Annotated in this window: 16 protein-coding genes; 9 read left to right on the forward strand and 7 right to left on the reverse strand. The window is 71.3% G+C overall.

Annotated elements, in window-relative coordinates; genetic code table 11:
* The first annotated feature begins 70 nt into the window (after positions 1-70).
* From OG505_RS06350 to OG505_RS06365, 4 genes are all read left to right on the forward strand, one after another.
* Positions 71-1,060: a carboxymuconolactone decarboxylase family protein gene (locus OG505_RS06350; RefSeq protein ID WP_405431692.1), complete on the forward strand. Its 990-nt coding sequence runs from the start codon at positions 71-73 to the stop codon at positions 1,058-1,060.
* A 9-nt stretch (positions 1,061-1,069) separates the two neighbouring features.
* A complete protein-coding gene (locus OG505_RS06355) occupies positions 1,070-1,522 on the forward strand; it encodes a DUF6220 domain-containing protein (protein ID WP_405431693.1) in 453 nt (150 codons plus the stop codon).
* Positions 1,519-3,258 carry a multicopper oxidase family protein gene (locus OG505_RS06360; protein WP_405431694.1) on the forward strand — a complete coding sequence of 580 codons (1,740 nt, stop codon included), beginning with the start codon at positions 1,519-1,521 and terminating at the stop codon, positions 3,256-3,258. Before OG505_RS06355 ends, OG505_RS06360 begins: the two co-directional genes overlap by 4 nt.
* An 86-nt stretch (positions 3,259-3,344) precedes the next feature.
* Complete coding sequence (locus OG505_RS06365; protein ID WP_405431695.1) at positions 3,345-3,764, forward strand: VOC family protein; 420 nt, start codon at positions 3,345-3,347, stop codon at positions 3,762-3,764.
* 102 nt (positions 3,765-3,866) lie between these two features.
* Here the strand turns inward: OG505_RS06365 and OG505_RS06370 are convergent, their stop codons facing one another.
* Complete coding sequence (locus OG505_RS06370) at positions 3,867-4,895, reverse strand: glycoside hydrolase family 11 protein (RefSeq protein WP_405431696.1); 1,029 nt, start codon at positions 4,893-4,895, stop codon at positions 3,867-3,869.
* Between the two features lie 444 nt (positions 4,896-5,339).
* Here OG505_RS06370 and OG505_RS06375 point away from each other — a divergent pair, with 444 nt between their 5' ends.
* Positions 5,340-5,768, forward strand: a complete 429-nt coding sequence (locus OG505_RS06375) for a Fur family transcriptional regulator (RefSeq protein ID WP_405431697.1) — start codon at positions 5,340-5,342, stop codon at positions 5,766-5,768.
* A gap of 23 nt (positions 5,769-5,791) precedes the next feature.
* Positions 5,792-8,068: a catalase/peroxidase HPI gene (katG, locus tag OG505_RS06380; RefSeq protein WP_405431699.1), complete on the forward strand. Its 2,277-nt coding sequence runs from the start codon at positions 5,792-5,794 to the stop codon at positions 8,066-8,068.
* Between the two features lie 86 nt (positions 8,069-8,154).
* Here the strand turns inward: katG and OG505_RS06385 are convergent, their stop codons facing one another.
* Positions 8,155-8,589, reverse strand: a complete 435-nt coding sequence (locus OG505_RS06385) for a DNA alkylation repair protein (protein WP_405431700.1) — start codon at positions 8,587-8,589, stop codon at positions 8,155-8,157.
* On the opposite strand from OG505_RS06385, the gene OG505_RS06390 reads away from it, so the two are divergent.
* Positions 8,521-9,135 (forward strand): dihydrofolate reductase family protein, encoded by a 615-nt coding sequence (locus tag OG505_RS06390; protein ID WP_405431702.1) that lies wholly within the window; start codon positions 8,521-8,523, stop codon positions 9,133-9,135. The genes OG505_RS06385 and OG505_RS06390 overlap by 69 nt on opposite strands.
* A 411-nt stretch (positions 9,136-9,546) precedes the next feature.
* On the opposite strand, the gene OG505_RS06395 is transcribed toward OG505_RS06390, so the two are convergent.
* On the reverse strand, positions 9,547-10,935 hold the full coding sequence (locus tag OG505_RS06395; RefSeq protein WP_405431703.1) for a PHB depolymerase family esterase: 1,389 nt from the start codon (positions 10,933-10,935) through the stop codon (positions 9,547-9,549).
* 282 nt (positions 10,936-11,217) lie between these two features.
* Between OG505_RS06395 and OG505_RS06400 the strand changes: the two genes are divergently transcribed.
* Both OG505_RS06400 and OG505_RS06405 read left to right on the forward strand, forming a co-directional pair.
* Complete coding sequence (locus OG505_RS06400) at positions 11,218-12,231, forward strand: PaaX family transcriptional regulator C-terminal domain-containing protein (protein ID WP_405431705.1); 1,014 nt, start codon at positions 11,218-11,220, stop codon at positions 12,229-12,231.
* A 76-nt stretch (positions 12,232-12,307) separates the two neighbouring features.
* Positions 12,308-13,126 carry an SAM-dependent methyltransferase gene (locus OG505_RS06405; protein WP_405431707.1) on the forward strand — a complete coding sequence of 273 codons (819 nt, stop codon included), beginning with the start codon at positions 12,308-12,310 and terminating at the stop codon, positions 13,124-13,126.
* Positions 13,127-13,154: 28 nt separating this feature from the next.
* Here OG505_RS06405 and OG505_RS06410 read toward each other — a convergent pair whose 3' ends face one another.
* The 4 genes from OG505_RS06410 to OG505_RS06425 form a co-directional block, all read right to left on the reverse strand.
* Entirely contained in the window at positions 13,155-13,526 is a 372-nt protein-coding gene (locus tag OG505_RS06410; RefSeq protein WP_007461709.1) for a helix-turn-helix transcriptional regulator, read from the reverse strand.
* Between the two features lie 198 nt (positions 13,527-13,724).
* Positions 13,725-15,191 carry a PepSY-associated TM helix domain-containing protein gene (locus OG505_RS06415; RefSeq protein WP_405431709.1) on the reverse strand — a complete coding sequence of 489 codons (1,467 nt, stop codon included), beginning with the start codon at positions 15,189-15,191 and terminating at the stop codon, positions 13,725-13,727.
* Between the two features lie 245 nt (positions 15,192-15,436).
* Entirely contained in the window at positions 15,437-17,512 is a 2,076-nt protein-coding gene (locus OG505_RS06420) for a copper resistance protein CopC (RefSeq protein ID WP_405431711.1), read from the reverse strand.
* A 174-nt stretch (positions 17,513-17,686) separates the two neighbouring features.
* Positions 17,687-19,189 (reverse strand): FAD-binding oxidoreductase, encoded by a 1,503-nt coding sequence (locus tag OG505_RS06425; protein ID WP_405431713.1) that lies wholly within the window; start codon positions 19,187-19,189, stop codon positions 17,687-17,689.
* Positions 19,190-19,292: the final 103 nt, after the last annotated feature.

The raw sequence follows: 19,292 nt of genomic DNA on the forward strand, positions 1-19,292 counted from the left end.
GTATCGCGCCGGCGCAAGTGTCTGCGGCGGAACGACGTTTTCCCAGCCCGCCGCGGCAAGCATCGACCTCATGACATACCGCTTCTTCACCCCCATCCCCACGAAGGCGGCCACCGGCCGCACCGCGGAGGTCTACCAGCAGTCGCGTGAGGACTTCCTCGGGCCGCTGCCCACCTTCCAGGTGCTCTCGGCCGTGCCGGAGGTGCTGGCCGCGACCTGGTCGCTGCTGCGCGAGGCCCTGCTCGCCGGGGACACGTCCCGGGTCGAGCGCGAACTCGTCGCGGCGGCCGTGTCCCGGGCCAACCGCTGTCAGTTCTGCGTCGACGCCCACGTGCTGCTGCTGCACGCCCTGGGCGAGCACGGGCTGGCCGAGGTCGTCGCCCGGGGCGGGACGCCATCCGACCCGAGGCACGCCGAACTCGCCCGCTGGGCCCAGAACAGCCGCAGCCCGCGGGCCGCCGACTGGCGCAGCCCGTACCGCCCGGAGGTCACCGGCACCCTGCTCGCCTTCCACTTCATCAACCGGATCGTCTCGGCGCTGCTCGACCCCGACCTGCTCCCCGGCGGCCTGCAACGCTCACCGCTGGTGCGTTCGGTCGGGGGCCGGCTGTACGCCAGGGCCGCCCGGGAGCCGAGGGCACCCGGTCGCAGTCTCCCACTCCTCGAGGCGGGTCCGACGCCGCCGCCGGCCTGGGCGGGGGACAGCCCGGTCGGCGTCGCCTACGCCTCGTTGCGAACCGCCGCCACCCGGGGCGGGGACCTGCTGGGCGACGTGGCCCGCCAGACCGTGACGGCCACCGCGCGCTGGGAGGACGGGCGGATTCCGGCCCGGCCCGCCGACTGGGCCGTCGACCTGGTCCGGGACGTGCCGGGCAGGGACCGCATCGGAACCCGGATCGCGTTGCTGGCGGCGTTCGCGCCCAGCGCGATCAGCGTGGGGGACGTCGCCCTCTGGCGGCTGTCGCACCCCGCCGACGCCGACCTCGTCCGGCTGGTCGCGTACGGAGCGATCACCGCCACCGACCATGTCGCCCAGGCCCTGGCCTCGGCGCACCTCTAGGAGCTCACCATGCGTAAGGCATTCGTCGTCAGCGCCGCCCTGCTGCTCGTCGCGTTCGCCGTCCAGTTCGTCTTCGCCGCCGTCGGCGCGTTCACGAAGCCCGGAGGCGACGGCGCGTACGCCCTGCACAGCGCCAACGGCATGGCCGTGATCCCCGTCCTCACCCTGCTCACCGCCCTGTTCGCCGCGTTGGCGAAGGCGCCGGGCCGACTCGTCGGACTGGCGATCCTGCCGTTCGGCCTCGTCGTCGTGCAGGCGCTTCTCGCCATGCTCGCCAACGCGTCCACCGACGCCGCCGGAGTCAGCACCGCGTTCGGCCTGACCCTCGGCGGGCTGCACGCGCTCAACGGCATCGTCGCGGTGCACGTCGTGGTCGGCGTCCTGCGGGCAGCGCGGAGGCTGGGCGGTCCGGTGCCGGTGGGTGACACCCGCGAGGCCGTCCGGGAGGGGGAGCCGGCATGACCACCGGCTCGCTGCTCGTGGCGGACCTCGTGCTCGCCGTTCTCACCGCCGCCGGGTGGCTGGGTGGCGGCGTAGCGGCGGCCGTCCGGCGCCGTCCGCTCGCACTCGGGCTGGCCGCCGTCGCGCTGCTCGCCACGCTCGGCCGCGCGCTCGCGGTGATCGCGCTCGCCCGCGCCGGCTGGTGGTTCGCCGCGGAGAAGGTCCTCATCGCCGCGCCCCTGTCGCTCGCCGCGGTGATCGTCGCTGGGCCGCGGCTGCTGCGGGCCGCGGGCGACATCCGGTCCGCCGCGGTCCCGCTCCTGCACGCCGGGTACGCCGTGAGCGGCGCCCTGCTCGTGACGATCCTGCACGGCTATCCGGCGTCGGCGTCGACGGGGCTGCTCGCGGTCGCCGGCGTCGGCACGGCGGCGGCGGTCTCGTGGCGCTTTCTCGACGCGCGCCCGTCCCGGATGGTGTCCCGCGCGGCCACCGTGGTGACGGTCGCGGCCCTGCTGGCCGGAACCGGGCTGGCCGTCGCCCCGGACACCGCGCCCGCCGTACCGCATGATCATGGCTATCCGCAGATCCGGACCACCGACGAACCCACTCGGCGGTTCACCCTGACGGCCGGGACGGCCAGGGTGAACGTGGGTGGCCGCGACGTCGCGGCGTGGGCGTTCAACGCTCAGGTACCCGGGCCGGAGTTGACCGCCACCGTCGGCGACGTCGTGGAGGTGACGCTGCGCAACCGGGACATCGGGCGGGGCGTCACCCTGCACTGGCACGGGTACGACGTGCCGAACAGTCAGGACGGGGTGCCCGGTGTGACGCAGGCAGCGGTGCTGCCCGGCCAGGAGTTCGTCTACCGGTTCCGTGCCGATCAGGCCGGGACGTACTGGTACCACACCCACGCGGTGTCCGACGTCGGTGTGCGGATGGGCCTCTACGGCGTCCTGGTGGTGCGCCCGGGGCCGACAACCGGCAACGACGTCACCGTGCCGGTGCACACCCTGGCGGGTCGTCCGCTGCCCACGGCGAGAGTGGAGCGGGTCGAGGCCGGTGTGCCGGTACGGCTGCGCTTGATCAACACCGACAACACGACGCACCGCTACGCCCTGGCCGGGACCACCTTCCGGGTGGCCGCGATCGACGGCGTTGATCTGCGGGGTCCGACGCCGCTTGCGGACACCGCCGTGCTGATCCCGGCCGGAGGCCGCTACGACCTGGTGTTCACCGCGCCGGCCACCCCGGTGGCGCTGTTCGTCGACGCACGGTTGGTCTATTCCACCGGGGAGGTGTCGACGGCGACCGGCGGGTGGCCCGTCCTGGACCCGCTCACCTACGGCGTGCCGGCTCCCGCGCCGTGGACCCGGTTCGACCGGGAGTTCACCATCGTCCTCGATCGTGGTCTCGACCTGCACGGACTGCTCCCGCGCTACGCCCACACCGTGAACGGCGCGGCCGATCCGGACATCCCACCGCAAGTTGTCCGCCGTGGCGACGTCGTCCGCTTCACGATCGTCAACCGGTCGCAGACCGTGCACCCGTGGCATCTGCACGGCCACCACGTCCTCGTGCTGTCCCGCACCCGAAAGGCGGCGATCGGAAGTCCGTTGTGGCTGGACTCGTTCGACGTCCGGCCGGGTGAGGTGTGGGAGGTGGCGTTCCGGGCCGACAATCCGGGAATGTGGGCCAACCACTGCCACAACCTGGGGCACGCCGACGCCGGGATGACGCTGCACCTGATGTACTCGTGATCTCCCGGCCGTTCCCGGTTTCGGCCCCACCCTGGCGGGAACCCCGTCGCGCCCATCCAGCGGAGGCAGGCGACGAAGAGGTGGCTATGACCCTGGCCAACCCGGCTCCCGACTATTTCGAGCCTGAAGACGGCATGTTCCTGGCGACGCTGCTCATCGTCCGGGACATCGATCGGTCGCGGGAATACTACGAGCGCGTGTTCGGGGCGACGTGCGTCCATGACGCGAACCCGTTGATCATGAAGTTCTTCAACAGCTACATCATCATCAACGTCGAGGGCGGCCCGACGGACGACAAGCCGACGGTCCAGGCCAAGGCCCCGGTTGACGCCAACACCCTGAGCTGTGCGATGAATGTCCGGGTCCGGGACATCCGCACGCTCTACACCGAGTGGAAGGCCCGTGGCGCGGATTTCCTCACCGAGCCGAAGGACCACGGCACCGAGATCCGTTGTTACCTCCGCGACCCCGACGGCTATCTCGTGGAGATCGGACAGGGGCTCTGACCCACCGGCTGGAGCCGACGGGGTCGCACCAAGGGCAGGCGCAGCACCCGGCCCCGTCGCGTGGCGGCGGGGCCGGGTGTCGGTGCGCGGTGTCGGTCGGGATCAGCCGGTGGCGCAGCTGACCGTCGGCCAGTTCCAGTTGCCGTTGGCCATGATCGTTATCCCGAAGTTGTTGCCGTTGCCGTTCGGCCTGGCGGTGACGGTTCCGCTGGTGCCGCTGACGGAGGCGTTCCAGCTGTTCTGAATGCTCTGGCCGCCGCCGAGGCCGAGTCTGACGACCCAGTTGTTGGTGCCGCTGACCGCGACGTTGAGATTGAAGCGGTCGCCCCACTGCTGACCGGCGGAGAGCGTCGCGTTGCAGGTGCCGGTCCCGGGGTTACCGGTCGTGGGCCCGGAGGTCGGGTTACCGCCGCTGCCCTCCTGGACGGTGACGTCGGAGCTGCCGCTGCTCTGGTAGCCCTCGGTGGCCATGATCTGGTAGCTGTGGTTGGTGCCGAGGTTGAGGCCGGCGCGGGCCCAGGCGTCGAAGTGGTTGGCGGTGGTGATGGTGCCACTCGAACGCTTCTGCTGGCGGACGCTCCAGTACTGGTAGAACGTCTGGTTGCCGTCGATCGACGGGGCGTTGACCCGCTGGCTGCGCAGGATGTCGTAGGTGCCGCCGTCGGTGGTCACCGTGCCCAGCCGCTGGGCGCCGCTGCTCGGGTTGTAGCTGCCGAAGTTCTCCACCACGTAGTACTCGATGAGCGGGTTGCGCGTCCATCCGTACAGGGCGAGGTAGGTGTTGTTGTTCCCCGGGTTGTAGTTGGCCGAGTAGCTGACCGTCCGCCGCGAGCCGGTGGCCCAGCCCTTGCCGCCGACCCAGTTGTTGGTGCTGCGGTCCCAACTGCTGGAGTATCGGCCGTCGGCGCGCAGCGTCATGCTGGCGTTGCCGCCGTCCTTCCAGAAGGAGAAGTAGTAGCCGTTGTGCGTGCCGGTCAGGCTCGAGGTGAGCGTCCGGTCGGCCTCGGCGTACGCGTTGGTCGCCGTCACCGTGCCGGCGACGGCCAGGACGGCGGCGCATGCGGCGCCCAGGAGCAGCCGGATGCGGCCGCGCCTCCCTCGCCTGGTGGGGGTGTGGCTGGTGTCGGTCATGTGGGTGGTTCCTCCTCGTAACGGCCACGGCGTCGTGCCGCGTGGTGGTGGTTGGCCGGTCGTCCTGCACGACGACCGGAGGAGTGGGCCGTGGTGGCTGGTGCTGACGCTGATTGAACGTCGTCGATGGCGACCGTATTAACCCGGTCGTCCACTTGTCAACAATTTCCGGAAACGCCGTGGCAGCATCGCTCTCGCCTCCGCCTGCGGAAGGGAAGTGTGTCAATCCAGGTCAGTAGTCAGTCAGAGTTCGGTATCGTCATACGACTGCCGGCGCTAGCAGGCCCCACCTCGGCCGGAAGTCGCCGAAATTTCCGAAGACTTTCCGGACCTCAGCCAGCGGGCGGCGCGGGAAGTGGGTCCCGGGAGAGGTCACCGCCACTTCGGCGGGCCGGATCGGCTGAAACTTGATCCGTTCCAAAAAAGTGAGCTAATGTTCGTCGGGTGATGCCCGACTTCGAGGCGCAACTGCGAGCCGCCTCGCTGCGCGTGACCCGGCCCCGGCTGGCGGTGCTCGCGGCCCTGCGTGACCACCCCCACGTCGGCACCGACGCGGTGATCGCGCTGGCGCGGGCGGAGCATCCCACCGTGTCCCACCAGGCCGTGTACGACGTACTGCGGGTGCTCACCGACGCCGGTCTGGTACGCCGGATCCAGCCTGCCGGCGCCACCGCCCGCTACGAGTCCCGGGTGGCGGACAACCACCACCATGTCGTGTGCCGCTCCTGCGGTGCCATCGCCGACGTCGAGTGCGCCGTCGGCCACGCCCCCTGTCTCACCGCCTCGAATGACCACGGGTTCGTGGTCGACGAGGCGGAGGTCGTCTACTGGGGCACCTGCCCCGGTTGCGCGGCCGCTCGCACCTCCCAGTGATCCGCCAGTTCGGAAGGAAGTACATGAGCGACACCCAGGACAACCGCCCCACCAGCGCGCAGGGCGTGGACGAGAAGGCCGCGGCCGGCTGCCCGGTCGCGCACGACTCGGTGACCGCACACGGCAGCGAGAGCGAGAACCCGGCGATCGACTCGCCGACCCCGAAGACCGGTGGTCGTCCGCGCACCAACCGGGACTGGTGGCCCAACCAGCTTGACCTCTCGGTGTTGCACGCCCACTCGTCGAAGGGCAACCCGCTGGGTGCGGACTTCAGCTACGCCAAGGAGTTCGCCAAGCTCGACGTCGAGGCCCTCAAGCGCGACATCGTCGAGGTCCTCACCACCTCGCAGGACTGGTGGCCGGCCGACTTCGGCCACTACGGCGGCCTGATGATCCGGATGAGCTGGCACGCCGCCGGCACCTACCGCATCGAGGACGGTCGCGGTGGCGCCGGCGACGGCGGTCAGCGTTTCGCCCCGCTCAACAGCTGGCCCGACAACGCCAACCTGGACAAGGCCCGCCGGCTGCTCTGGCCGGTCAAGCAGAAGTACGGCCAGAAGATCTCCTGGGCCGACCTGATCGTGCTCGCCGGCAACGTCGCCCTGGAGTCGATGGGCTTCAAGACCTTCGGCTTCGGCTTCGGTCGCGAGGACGTGTGGGAGCCTGAGGAGATCTTCTGGGGCCCGGAGGACACCTGGCTCGGCGACGAGCGGTACGCCTCCGAGAAGGAGATGGCGCCCGGCGTCGGTTCGACGGAGATGGGCCTCATCTACGTCAACCCGGAGGGCCCCCGCGGCAACGCGGACCCGGCGGCGGCGGCGCACTTCATCCGGGAGACCTTCCGCCGGATGGCGATGAACGACGAGGAGACCGTCGCCCTCATCGCCGGCGGTCACACCTTCGGCAAGACCCACGGTGCCGGCGTCGCCGACAGCCACGTGGGCCCGGAGCCCGAGGGCGCCCCGCTGGAGGCGCAGGGCCTCGGCTGGCTGAGCACCCACGGCAGCGGCAAGGGCGCCGACACGATCACCAGCGGTCTCGAGGTGACGTGGACCGACGTCCCGACGCAGTGGAGCAACCGCTTCTTCGAGATCCTCTTCGGCTACGAGTGGGAGCTCGCCACCAGCCCGGGTGGCGCGAAGCAGTGGGTCGCCAAGGACGCCGAGGCGATCATCCCGGACGCCCACGACCCGGCGAAGAAGCACAAGCCGACGATGCTCACGACCGACCTGTCGCTGCGCGTCGACCCGGCGTACGAGAAGATCTCGCGGCGCTTCCTGGAGAACCCCGACCAGTTCGCGTTGGCCTTCGCCAAGGCGTGGTACAAGTTGCTGCACCGCGACATGGGCCCGATCGAGCGCTTCCTCGGACCGTGGGTGGCCGAGCCGCAGCTCTGGCAGGACCCGGTGCCGGCCGTCGACCACGAGCTGGTGGGTGACGCCGACATCGCCGCCCTCAAGGCGAAGGTCCTCCAGGCCGGTCTCACGATCGACCAGCTGGTCTCCACCGCCTGGGCGTCCGCCGCGAGCTTCCGGTACACCGACAAGCGCGGTGGCGCCAACGGCGCGCGGATCCGACTCGAGCCGCAGCGCAACTGGGAGGTCAACCAGCCCGAGCAGCTCGCGTCGGTACTGAGCACTCTGGAGGGCATCCAGCAGGAGTTCAACGCCGCCGGTGGGGCGAAGATCTCGCTCGCCGACCTGATCGTGCTGGCCGGCTCGGCCGCGGTCGAGAAGGCGGCGCGCGACGCGGGTGTCGAGGTGACCGTGCCGTTCCGGCCGGGCCGCACCGACGCCACCCAGGAGCAGACTGACGTCGAGTCCTTCCGGGTCATGGAGCCGCGCGCCGACGGGTTCCGCAACTACCTGCGGCCGGGCGAGAAGACCCAGCCGGAGGTGCTGCTCGTCGACCGTGCCTACATGCTGAACCTGACCGCGCCCGAGATGACCGTCCTCGTCGGCGGTCTGCGGTCGCTCGGCGCCAACACCGGCGGTAGCCAGCACGGCGTCCTCACCGACCGGCCCGGTGTGCTCACCAACGACTTCTTCGCCAACCTGCTCTCCCCGGGCACCCGGTGGAACGCGTCGAAGTCCGACGAGCACGTGTACGAGATCCGCGACCTGGCCACCGACGAGGTGAAGTGGACCGCCACCGCGGTCGACCTCATCTTCGGCTCCAACTCGCAGCTGCGGGCCCTCGCCGAGGTCTACGCCAGCCAGGACGGGCGCGACAAGTTCGTGCACGACTTCGTCGCGGCCTGGGCGAAGGTCATGGAGCTCGACCGGTTCGATCTCGCCTGATCCTGCGCTCACCGACGAGCCCCGGCCGATCCGTCAGCGATCGACCGGGGCTCGTCCGTGTCCTGCCGGCGAACACGGGAGGGCGGTCAGCCCAGCCCCGACAGGTACTCGCTGCGTCGCTGCGGCTCGAACTTCTCGATCGCGTACCGCAGCATGACGCGCGGCATGACCCGGTGGTGCCGGGCCAGGAACTCCTCCTCGGCCGCCCGGTCGCGGTTGCCCACCTCGCGCAGCATCCAGCCCACCGCCTTGCGGACCAGGTCGTGCGGGTCGTGCAGGAGCCGTTCAGCCAGGCGGAACGTCCAGTGGAAGTCACCGACCCTGACAGGTTCCGCTGTTCTCGGCGGGTTCGGTTGGGCGGCGCGCGGTTCGAGAGGCGGTGGGTGGCCGACGAATTTGGGATGCTGTGGCCGTCTCTCTGCCGACTGCACCTGACCTGAAGGAGCACTCCGATGGCGAAGGTCATCTCCACGCTGTTCATCTCGGCCGACGGCGTGGCCGAGATCGACCCCGACTGGCACTTCCCGTACTTCGACGACAACATGGGCCGCGCCGTCACCGAGGACTACGACACGTCCGACGTGCTGCTCATCGGCCGGGTGACCTACGACAGCTTCGCCGGAGCCTGGCCCGACCGGGAGGCGGCGGGTGGCGAGGACGCCGGGTTCGCCAAGCAGCTCGGGGACGTGCGCAAGGTGGTCGTCTCCCGCCAGCCGCTGGAGTTCTCCTGGCGCAACTCGGAGATCATCGACGGCGATCTCCCGGCGGCCGTCGCCGCGCTCAAGGCCGACGCCGGGATCAAGGGCATCCTCATTCCCGGGTCGATCTCCGTGGTGCAGCAGCTGCTCGCCGCCGGGCTGGTCGACGAGCTGCGCCTGCTGGTGCACCCGGTGGCGGCGCGCAAGGGCCGCCGGCTGTTCGACGACGGTGACACGCCGTACCACCTGCGGGTGACGGCGACCGAGGTGTTCCCGACCGGCGTGCTCCGCGTGATCTACGCGCCGACCGACGCGCCCGGCGCGGTCGGCTACGACGAGGTCAAGGACCAGGTGCCCGCGGGAAACTAGACGAGTAAGTCCTAATCCTGGTCAGTGGTCGTAGGCGATCAGGGATCGGGTGACGGGTTGGCCGGTGTTGCGGTTGTGCCAGTAGGTGTTCGTCGGGGCGTGGGGTGCGCTTGGTGTTGATGATCCGCTTTGGCTGCCCGCCGCGTCGATGTGCTGTCGAGCGGTATACCTCAGAGGTATGAATATGACTCTGAGGTATACCGCTTACGACCGCATCCGCCCCCACGGAGGTGACTGACGGTCACCGCCGGCCGCCGGCTACGCCCACCGCCCCAGCCACGGTTAGGAATTACTCGTCTAGTCGACTCGGCCACCCGACGCCTGCTCCGAGCCGGCCCCGTCGCTGCGCGCGACGAGGCCGGCTCGATCTCGTACGGGCTCGGACAGCTCGGCCCGGGTTGTCGCCCGTGGTCAGGCGATCGTGCAGGTCGCGCCGTTGAGAGTGAACGAATTCGGCTGGGCGGTGTTGCCGGTGTGCGTGGCCTGGAAGCCGATGGTGACCGATCCGCTCGGCGGGATGCTGCCGTTGTAGGCGACGTTCCGGGCCGTCACCTGGCCGGACGCGGGGGAGTAGGTCGCGTTCCAGCCCGAGGTGACGCTCTGCCCGCCGGGCAGGGTGAAGACCAGCGACCAGCCGTTGACGGCGCTGGCACCGGTGTTGGTGATGGTGATGTTCTCGGTCAGGCCGGTGTTCCAGGCGTTGATGGCGACGCTCACCCGGCACGCGCCGGAACCCGGCGGCGGCGTGGTGGGGTTCGGGGGCGGCGTGGTGGGGTTCGGGGGCGGCGTGGTCGGGTTGGGCGGCGGCGTGGTGGGGTTCGGGGGCGGCGTGGTCGGGTTGGGCGGCGGCGTGGTCGGGTTCGGCGGGGCGGTCAGGCCGAAGAAGGCGACCGCGGCAGCGGCCATACCGCCGGCGGGCAGGGTGTGCCCGGCGCCCTGGATGCTGTACGCCTCGACCTGAACGGTCCCGCTCGCGTCGGCGTACCGACGCCGGTTCCAGTTGGTCTGCGGTGTGTCGGTGGAGGTGGGTGTCTGGCTGAGCCCGAACACGTTGGTCCACTGCTCGATGGCCTCCTGCAGCAGCGAGTACGGCACGAGGGTGTCGCTGGTGCCGTGCCACAACTGCACGCGCGGGCGGGGGCCGGAGTAGCCGGGGTACGCCTGACGGACCGCGTCACCCCACTGTTGCGGGGTGCGGTTCATGTTCCCGCCGGTGCACTGGCTGCTCCCGGGCGGATAGTCCGCCGCGTTGGCGAAGCAGTTGTAGGGGACCCCCATGAACGCCGCGCCGGCCTTGAACACGTCGGGATACAGGGCCAGCATGTGGTTGGTCATCATGCCGCCGGACGAGCTGCCGGTGGCGTACACCCGGTCGGGGTCGCCGCCGTACTGCTGCTGGGCGTAGCGGATCATCGAGATGATCGACACGGGGTCGCTGCCGCCGCCGCGGCGCTTGGCGGCATCCGACCAGGTGTCGAAGCAGTTGCCGAACCCGGCCTGCTGGGTCGCGGTCGGGTAGATCACGATGAACCCGTACCGGTCGGCCTGGGCGGCGAACTCGCTGCCGGAGTAGAAGCCGGGGCCCGATCCTCCGCAGCCGTGCATGGCGACCACGATCGCGGGCCTGGTCGGGCGGGTGTCGGGCACGTAGACGTGCATGCGCATCCGGCCGGGGTTGTCGCCGAAGCTGGTCACCTCGGTGAGGGACGCGGCGTACGCGGGCTGGAGGGCGGGTGCCACCAGGCCGGCCGCCGCCAGCGACGTGACCAGGCCGAGCAGCAGTTTTCTTCGGATCTTCACGGGGACGACTCCTTCGATCACCTGTGCGGGTTGCGTGTGGTCGCGCGGCGGTCACGGGTGCGGCCGACTGCCCGTGGTGATCGCGCCTCGCCCACTACGTGTGCTTGCCCTGTGCCCGGCTCCGTGCGGCGTCGCGTAGCAGATAGTGTTCCTCGCGGTCGCCGAAGTGTCAATCGACGGATCTCAATTGCATGGGTGGTCGTGCCCGCCGCGACGGGCCCGGCGGCGCGGGCCGTCCGTCTACAGTCGGTGCACCGTCCCTGAGTCGAGCCGGGAGCGCCTGTGGCAAGCCCCTTCACCATCGAGGAGATCTATCCCGACGACGGGGACGACCCGCCGCGGTTGCCCCGGCGGCAGGCCGGCAGCTCGCCGCAGGATCTCGCGGTGACCCTGCTGGCCGACTACACCCTGCGGAACCGCGCGCGGATCCCGTCCGCAGCCCTCGTCGCGCTGCTCGCCGAGGCCGGGGTGAGCACTGCCGGCGCACGCGCCGCGATCAGCCGCCTGGCCCGTCGGGGTGTGCTGGAGGGCAGCCGGGAGGGGCGGCGCAGCTCCTACCGGATCAGCCGCGCCGCCGCCGCGAACCTGTCCAGCGGCGGCAGTTGGATCCTGGCCGCCACCACCGAGGTCACGACGTGGGACGGATGCTGGACCATCGTCGCCTTCTCCCTGCCGCAGGATCACAGCACCCAGCGACGGGCCCTGCGTGGCCAGCTCCGCTGGCTCGGGTACGCGCCGTTGTACGACGGTCTGTGGATCTCGCCGTACGAACTGAGCGCGCGGGGCAGGGCGCAGCTTGCCCGATTCACCCTCGGCGCCGTCACGGTGTTTCGCGGGCGACAGGCCGCGCTCGACGTGATCGGCCAGCGCGCTCCCATCGACGCCTGGGACATCGAGGCGATCGGACGGCACTACGAGGAGTTCCTGCAACGGTGGACGCCCCTGGTGCCGATGCTGCGATCCGGAGCCGTCGACGGCGCGGCGGCGGTGCGGGCGCGTACCGAGGTCATGGACACTTTCCGGCGGTTTCCCACCCTCGACCCCCGGTTGCCGCTGGACCTGCTGCCGCCCGGATGGCTCCGACAGCCGGCCCGGGAGCTGTTCGAAGCCGTCTACGACGGCCTCGCCGAGCCCGCCGCGCGCCACGTCCGGTCGGTCGTCGCACGGTTCGCCGACGGCACGCAGCCCGGCATTCAGGCGCACACCACCGCCGACCTCCTCGCCGGGGTATGCGGCGCGGAGCCGGCTCCGGACCCGGGCGGCGCGTCGGCGACTGTCGGGAGCTGCGCGACCTGAACGGGGGTTGACGGGGTCTGCCCACCGGCGACGAGGTGTGTACCTTGTGGAAGACGCGCAGCACTGGGGAGGCCGGATGACATCACGCGGTGCAGACCTTTCGGCGACCGACCGGATCGACACCTCCGTCGCGCACCCGGCCCGCAGGTACAACTACCTGTTGGGGGGCAAGGACAACTTCGCCGCCGACCGGGAGTCCGGCGACGCGCTCGCGGCCGCGATGCCCACCATCCGGCTCTCCGCCGTGGAGAACCGGATGTTCCTGCAACGCGCGGTGCGCTTCCTGGCGCGGCACGGCGTCCGGCAGTTCCTGGACATCGGGACCGGCATCCCGACCGCCGACAACACCCACGAGGTTGCCCAGGGCATCGACCCGTCGGCACAGGTGGTGTACGTCGACAACGACCCGATCGTCCTGGCCCACGCCCGCGCGCTGTTGTCCAGCACGCCCGAGGGGCGGACGGCCTACCTCGACGCCGACCTGCGGGAGCCGGACGCGATCCTCGCCCATCCCGATCTGCGCACGACACTGGACCTGACCCAGCCCGTCGCGCTGATGTTGGTGGCCATCCTGCACTTCATCCGCGACGACGAGGACCCCAAGGGCATCCTCGATCGGCTCATCGCGGCGCTGCCGTCCGGCAGCTACGTGGTCGCCTCGCACGTGACCTGGGAATACCTGCCGCCCGCCGTCACCGCCCAGCTCGAAGCCAACAACCGCGACGGCCGGTTCCAGGCCCGGACCACCGAGCAGTTCGCGGCCCTTCTCGACGGGTTGGAGCTCGTCGAGCCCGGCGTCGTGTCGGTGGCGCGCTGGCACGCTGACGACGCGCCGCAGCCGCGGCCGTCCGTACAGGACGTGTCGTTCAACGCCGCCGTCGCCCGGGTCCGGTGACGACGACCGCCACCGACGCGGCGGTCGCTCAGCGGGTCTTCTTCGTCGGCCGCTTGCGGGGCGGCGTCAGCAGGTCGGCGATCGCCGCGATCGCCGACGGCACGATGCGGTAATACGCCCACACGCCGCGCTTCTCGCGCTCGATCAGACCGGCCTCGGTGAGAATCCGCAGGTGATGGCTCACGGTCGGCTGAGAGAGGTTGAGCGGCGCGGTGAGGTCGGTGACCGAGGCCTCGCCCTCCGGGGCGGCCTGGATCAGGCTGAGCAGCCGCAGGCGGGCCGGATCGGCGAACGCCTTCAGCACCCCCGCGAGCCGTTCGGCATCCGCGCGTTTGATCGGCTCGCCGGCGAGCGGCGAGATGGCAGGCATGGCAGTCTCGGCAGTTCCCACGACAGCCATCGTTCCACCAATCTGGGGAACAGACCGGCGGAACCGGACAAATCCCCGAGCCGATGCTGTGCTCATCACGACACCATCGACGCGTGTCGCGGCCGTCGCGCCCTCGGTGCGCTGACGGGAGGGCGTACCGCGACGCCCTCCCGTCGAGCTGAGGCCGGCCCGTCTTGATCACGGTGGGCCGGGATCGGGCCGGTCTGGTCAGCGCCCAGCCGGTGCCGGGGAGACGGGTGTCGCGGCGGGGCGTCGACGGCGAGACGCCGCGCCGACCAGGACGTCGACGATGAGGAAGGCGAGCAGGCTGAGGCCGAGCAGGGGTATGGCCCAACCCACCGCCACGGCCACCGGCACGCCGATCAGCGCGGTCCAGAGTGGCAGCCCGCGGACACCGCCTCGGGCCGGTGCGGTGCCGGCGAGCGCCCGGCGGTCGGCGCGGGTCGGACGGCGCTGCCACCACATCCGGTAACCCCACACGACGACGCAGAGCAGCCCGAGGGCGAGCGCGGCGAGCAGGATCTGGTTGACCGGACCGAAGAGCACACCCATGTGGGCCTGGGTGCCGAGGCCGCTCAGTTTCGCCAGGAGCGGCCAGTCGGCGAAGTCGCTGCGGGCGGTGATCGTGGCACCGGCCGGGTCGACGGCCACCCGGTCCTTCGCGACCGGCCAGGTGTTGTCGATCTGCGTGACGATCCAGGCGGCGCCCGGCTCCTGTGGCGGGGTCATCTCGACCGGCCCGGAGAGGTCGGCCGTACGGGCGGCCGTCAGGACCCGGTCGAAGGCCGCCGGGTCGACGACGCCGTCCGCCGGGGCGTCGCCGTGCTGGTGGCCACCCCCGTTCTCGGTCGGGCCGGCGGTGAGGCTGGTGGAGATCTCGGGGGAGCGCGCGTCGAGGGCGTCGAGGCCGGCACCGAAGTTCGCTCCGGCGTAGCGGGACCAGGTCAGGCCGGTCACCGACAGGAACAGCAGACCGACGACCAGCCAGACTCCGGTGGTGGCGTGCCACCCCCTGGTGCGGCGGACACCCCTGGCGGTGGACAGGTTCGGCACGAACAGGTGCCGAGCGGTGGACCGGGAGGCGCTGCGTCGTCGCCACCACAGGACCAGCCCGCCGAGAGCGAGCACCCAGAGCCAGCTCGCCGCCAGCTCCGAGTAGTGTCGGCCCACCACGCCCAGGTGCAGGTTGCGGTGCAGATCGTCCAACCAGGTGGTGGCCGGTGTGGAGCCGAACCAGGTGGTCAGCTGGCCCCGGACCTCCCCGGTATACGGGTCGACGTAGACGGTGTGCACCTTCTCGCCGAGTTCCGGCAGGGAGAACGCCACCCGGGTGGTCCGGTCGTCGTCCCCGGGCACGACTGTGGCGATGCTGCCGGCGGGATGCGCGGCGCGGGCGGCGACGATCTGGTCGGCGAGGGGGAGTGGACGGTCACCGTGGGCGCCCACGGTCAGTTGGTCGCCGTAGAGCGCGCCGTCCAGTTGCGGGGCGACCGTGTAGGCGAGCCCGGTCAGCGCGGCGACCACCAGGAACGGTGCGACGAGGATGCCGGCGTAGAAGTGCAGCCGGAGCAGCAGCGCGCCCAACGGCGAGGCACGCCGGGTCGGCTGGGCCGGGGGCCCCGCCGCGGGGGAGGGTTCCGGCGTCGGCGTGCCGGACAGCTCGGTCAAAGACATGGTTGTCCCATCGGGATTGTCGGGAGGTGCCCGAGGGCACTCCTCGTGCTGGCAATTCGCCCGGCGTGCTCTGTCGCGTGGTCGCGGCCCCGGTGAGGTAGTCGGGGCGTGAGCCCGTGTGGTTCCCGCGACTTTCCGGAGCGACCGGGGCACGAGGGCACACCGGCGGGTGAGCCGCACCGCCGAGGCGGCGGACGGGCGACATCCGGGTGACTCCGGTGCCGCCCGCCCGCCTGGGCCAGCCGTCAGGGCAGGTTGATCGTGTACTCGGCGGTCTGGACCTTCCCGTCGACCTGGAAGTCGAAGAAGGCCCGGTACCGGCCGGCGCTGGGGACGGTCAGCCAGAACGCGACCGCGCCGTCGACGAGCTCCTGCTCCGGGTGGACGTGCACGTACCCGAGGTCACCCTCGCGAACGACGACCAGGTGCCCGTACGCGCCCAGGTACCGCTGCGGCTGGACCGGCCCGGCGGCGTCGGTGCGCGTGAGCTGGAATCGCACCGGCGCCGTCACCCCGGCGGTGGGCGTCCCGGTCATCGACACCGTGAACGGCCCGGCCGTCGCCTGCGCCTGGGCCGGTGGCAACGCGGCCGGGGCGTACGCGCCCGGCACGTGGTGGTCGACGCCCAGCACGAGGGGCACCTGTCGACCGTCGGCGGCGTTGACGGAGAAGTCGGCGAAGACGCGGTAGCCACCCGGCCGGGCCAGTGTCAGGGGGACGCTCCAGGTGCCGTCGGACGCCATCGTCGGGTGCAGGTGCTGGTAGCCGCCGAGGTCGCGCCCCACCACGATCAGGTGCAACGGCTTTTCGTGCACGATGGCGAAACGCGTCGCCGGCTGCCGGTCGGTCCCGACGATCCGGAACCGGTAGTCCGCGCGTACGCCGGGCGGCTGGGTCCGCTCCAGGGGCTGCAACGTGTAACCGCCCGCGCTGACCGTCGTCCCGGTCGCCAGCGTCTCACCCGCGCCGACGTCCCCCGGATGCGAGTGCGGCCCGGTCCCGGGCGCGTGGTCGTGCCCGGAACCGGCCGACAGGGCCTCCCCGGAACCGGTCGGCACCCCGCCGGCGGCCGCGGGCCGACGAGCGTCACCGGACGGCGACGCGTCGCCGGTGCCGATGCGGGCGAGCCCGAAGCCGGCCAGCAGAGCCACCACCAGCCCGCCGACGAGCAGCGCCAGGTGGGTGTTGGTCAGCCGTGACCCGCGTACCACTGTGCTGTCCTGCGCCTCGGGCCGCGACCGGTCGGCGGGCGACGCCTCCTCCGGTGTGGCCAGGGCCTGCGCGGAGGGCGCCGGCCGTCCCGCCGGCGCGGGCTCCACCACGACCGGATTCCGCGCGCTGGCGAGCGCGCCGCTGCTGCGCGCCGCGGGTACGGCGGCGCTTCGCTGTCTGCCACCGGCCGCGCGACCGCCGCCGGCGGTTGCCGCGCTCGTGCCGGCGGTTGCCGCGTTCTTGCCGGCGGTTGCCGCGTTCTTGGCGGCGGTTGCCGCGTTCCTGCTGGCGACGGGCTTGCGTGCCGACGGTGCGACGCGACTGCCCCGGCCCGCCGGAGCCTTCGACGCGCGGGCCCGGCCAGGCGGTCCACCCGCGGGCGACGAGCGACGACGCCAGAGGACGAATCCCGCCACCGCCGCCAGGACCGCGACCGCCCCACCGACCCAGAGCAGCGCGCCCGGGCCGCTTCGCCCATCCGAGGGCACGGCGGGCGCCGCCTGCGCCGTGCTGGGCGAGCCGGCGGGCGCCGCCGAGGCCACCGGCTGCTGCCCGGTGGACGCGTGCTGGTCGATGGCGGCCAGAAGCGCGGGGTCGGGCTGCTGGGTCGGCGGTTGCCAACCCTGCGGCGCCTTGGTCGCCCGGCCGGTGTAGCGGAACGTCATCGTGCCGCGCACCGCGTCACCGTCGGAGGCCACCGACAGGTAGCTCACCGAGTACTGGCCAGCGGCCGGAAGGTGCGCGACCGACACCACCGCCGGAAACCCCGTCGTGTACTCCCGTGGCTGGAACTGGCCGTCGACCAGGAAGTATTCCCGCACCGGCTTGGTCAGCGCCTTCGGCTCCCCGTACGTCCAGCCGTTGTCGACGCGGACGCCGTTCGGCGCGGTGACCGTGAAGTAGGCGTTGGCGCCGACCTTCTCGGTGAAGTACAGCGCCACCGACGTCAACGGCCCCTGCACCGTGGCGCCGCTCTCGGGAGTGGACATCGCGAGCGTCCCGTGAGCTGCGGCGGGCTGAGCGGACGCGAGCAGGGTGACCGCCGTGGCGAGGGCGAGCGCGAGCACGCCCGCGACCAGCCGGCCGAGACTCTGAGGGAGACGACGCATCCGAATATCCTCACCGGGGTGAGGCTTTCTTCACAAGGAGCTGATCTTTTTTCACGGACGGCAAAAGGTGGCGCCGCTTTGCTCGCTCTGGCTGGCGCACTCCGCGAGAGGCCACTACTGTCGCCGCGCGCCGCGGCCCCGGACCACGCCCACGCGTGGCCCGGGGCCGTCGCTTCAGCAGGTCGCGGGTGGGATGCTCTGCTCGTACTGGAAGACGTTGTGCGGGTCGTACTTCGCCTTGACCTTGCGCAGTCGGTAGAAGTTGGACCCCCAGTAGGCCGACTCCCACTCCGCCATCCCGATGTTCGGCACGTTGACGTAGGCGCCGTCGACGTACGGCCGCAGGGCCTGGCTGAACTCGGCGATCCAGGTCTGTGCGATCGGGGTGAGGGCATCTCCGCTGTCCGGCTCCCCGCGCGTGCCCCAGCCGACGCCCGGCTCGGAGTAGAAGAGCGCGTCGCGGTGCGGGAACGCGGAGCCGCCACGGGGTTCGTGCGCCTGGGCCCCACGGCCGAACGCCTGGAGGAAGAAGTTGCTGTCGTCCGTGGGTGCCTCCTCCATGAAGGCGCGGACCACGCTGATCGCCTTGCGCGGGAACGGCCTGTTGGAGAACTGCGAGAAGAACTTCCATTTGGCGGGCTCGTCCTCGGTCGGGATCTGGAAGCCCGTGTAGATCTCGCCCCAGCCCCCGGTCTGCACGGTGACCTCGGGACTGCCGATCGAGAGGATCGGCTCCAGCAGCTCCCTCGCCTCCACCTCCGGACCGTCGGCGAGCACCGCGAACAGCAGGATCTGGGACTTGTGGATCTCGACCTGGGTCCCCAGGCGGTAGTCGGTGAAGGGAGCGACGCGCTGCCAGGTGTCGAAGATTTCCTCCAGGTCGCCGAGGCCGTCCCAGGTCGCCTGAACGTAGGCGACGCTGCGCAGCGGCGTCGCCCGGTAGGTGAGCGAGGTGACGATCCCGAAGTTGCCGTTGCCCGCGCCGCGCAGGGCCCAGAGCAGGTCCTCGTGGTTGTGCAGGTCCACCTCGATCGCCTTCGCGCCGTTGCTGCCCCACGGGATGACGATCTCCGCACCGATCAGGCTGTCGCAGGCCATCCCGACGTAGCGGGTGAGGAATCCCAGACCGCCGCCGAGGGTCGCGCCGGACAGCCCCACGCTGCCTTCCGTCCCGGTGGTCACCGCGAGGTCGTGCTCGCCGAGCGCGGTGACCGCCTCCAGTTGGTTGAGCCCGGCGCCCACCCGTGCGGTGCGGCTCGCATAGTCGATGTGTGTCGACTTCAGCTCGCTCACGTCGATCACGATGCCGTTGTCGACGTTCGACCAGCCCTCAAGGCTGTGCCGGCCACTGCGGACCCGCAGCGCGACGTCGTTCTGCCGCGCCCAGGTCAGGGCGTTGACCACGTCCTGGGTGTTCTGTGCGAAGACGATGACCAGCGGGTAGCGGACGAACAGCTCGTCCCAGCCGAGGCTCGCGTTCGCGTACCCGGGATCCTGGGGGCGGACGATGCGGCCGGTCAGCTCCGCCGGCGGACACTCCGCGGTGGTAGACGGACCCGGGCCGCCGTCGGCCGCGAACCCGGGGGTGCCGGCGGCCACGATGCCGGGGAAAACCGCGGCGCCCGCGCCGACGGCCGCCGTCGCCTTCAGTACTTCGCGACGAGATAGGTCGCGCATGGTCCGATCCTCTCGATGTGGGTTCCGCCAGCGATCGACCAGAACGATCCTGGTCCGGTGGCACGAACCTCACGGTATTACGGGAGAGTTCTTCGGAGATGAG

Origin of the sequence: Micromonospora sp. NBC_00617 (assembly GCF_045161355.1) — a bacterium.
Taxonomy (GTDB): Bacteria; Actinomycetota; Actinomycetes; order Mycobacteriales; family Micromonosporaceae; genus Micromonospora.

Bases quoted from the DNA above. Each gene is read 5' to 3' on its own strand.
- OG505_RS06425 (WP_405431713.1), bottom strand. From the start codon at position 19,189: ATGCGCGACCTATCTCGTCGCGAAGTACTGAAGGCGACGGCGGCCGTC.
- OG505_RS06355 (WP_405431693.1), top strand. From the start codon at position 1,070: ATGCGTAAGGCATTCGTCGTCAGCGCCGCCCTGCTGCTCGTCGCGTTC.
- OG505_RS06405 (WP_405431707.1), top strand. From the start codon at position 12,308: ATGACATCACGCGGTGCAGACCTTTCGGCGACCGACCGGATCGACACC.
- OG505_RS06420 (WP_405431711.1), bottom strand. From the start codon at position 17,512: ATGCGTCGTCTCCCTCAGAGTCTCGGCCGGCTGGTCGCGGGCGTGCTC.
- OG505_RS06365 (WP_405431695.1), top strand. From the start codon at position 3,345: ATGACCCTGGCCAACCCGGCTCCCGACTATTTCGAGCCTGAAGACGGC.
- OG505_RS06415 (WP_405431709.1), bottom strand. From the start codon at position 15,191: ATGTCTTTGACCGAGCTGTCCGGCACGCCGACGCCGGAACCCTCCCCC.
- OG505_RS06350 (WP_405431692.1), top strand. From the start codon at position 71: ATGACATACCGCTTCTTCACCCCCATCCCCACGAAGGCGGCCACCGGC.
- OG505_RS06370 (WP_405431696.1), bottom strand. From the start codon at position 4,895: ATGACCGACACCAGCCACACCCCCACCAGGCGAGGGAGGCGCGGCCGC.
- OG505_RS06390 (WP_405431702.1), top strand. From the start codon at position 8,521: ATGGCGAAGGTCATCTCCACGCTGTTCATCTCGGCCGACGGCGTGGCC.
- OG505_RS06360 (WP_405431694.1), top strand. From the start codon at position 1,519: ATGACCACCGGCTCGCTGCTCGTGGCGGACCTCGTGCTCGCCGTTCTC.
- katG (WP_405431699.1), top strand. From the start codon at position 5,792: ATGAGCGACACCCAGGACAACCGCCCCACCAGCGCGCAGGGCGTGGAC.
- OG505_RS06410 (WP_007461709.1), bottom strand. From the start codon at position 13,526: ATGGCTGTCGTGGGAACTGCCGAGACTGCCATGCCTGCCATCTCGCCG.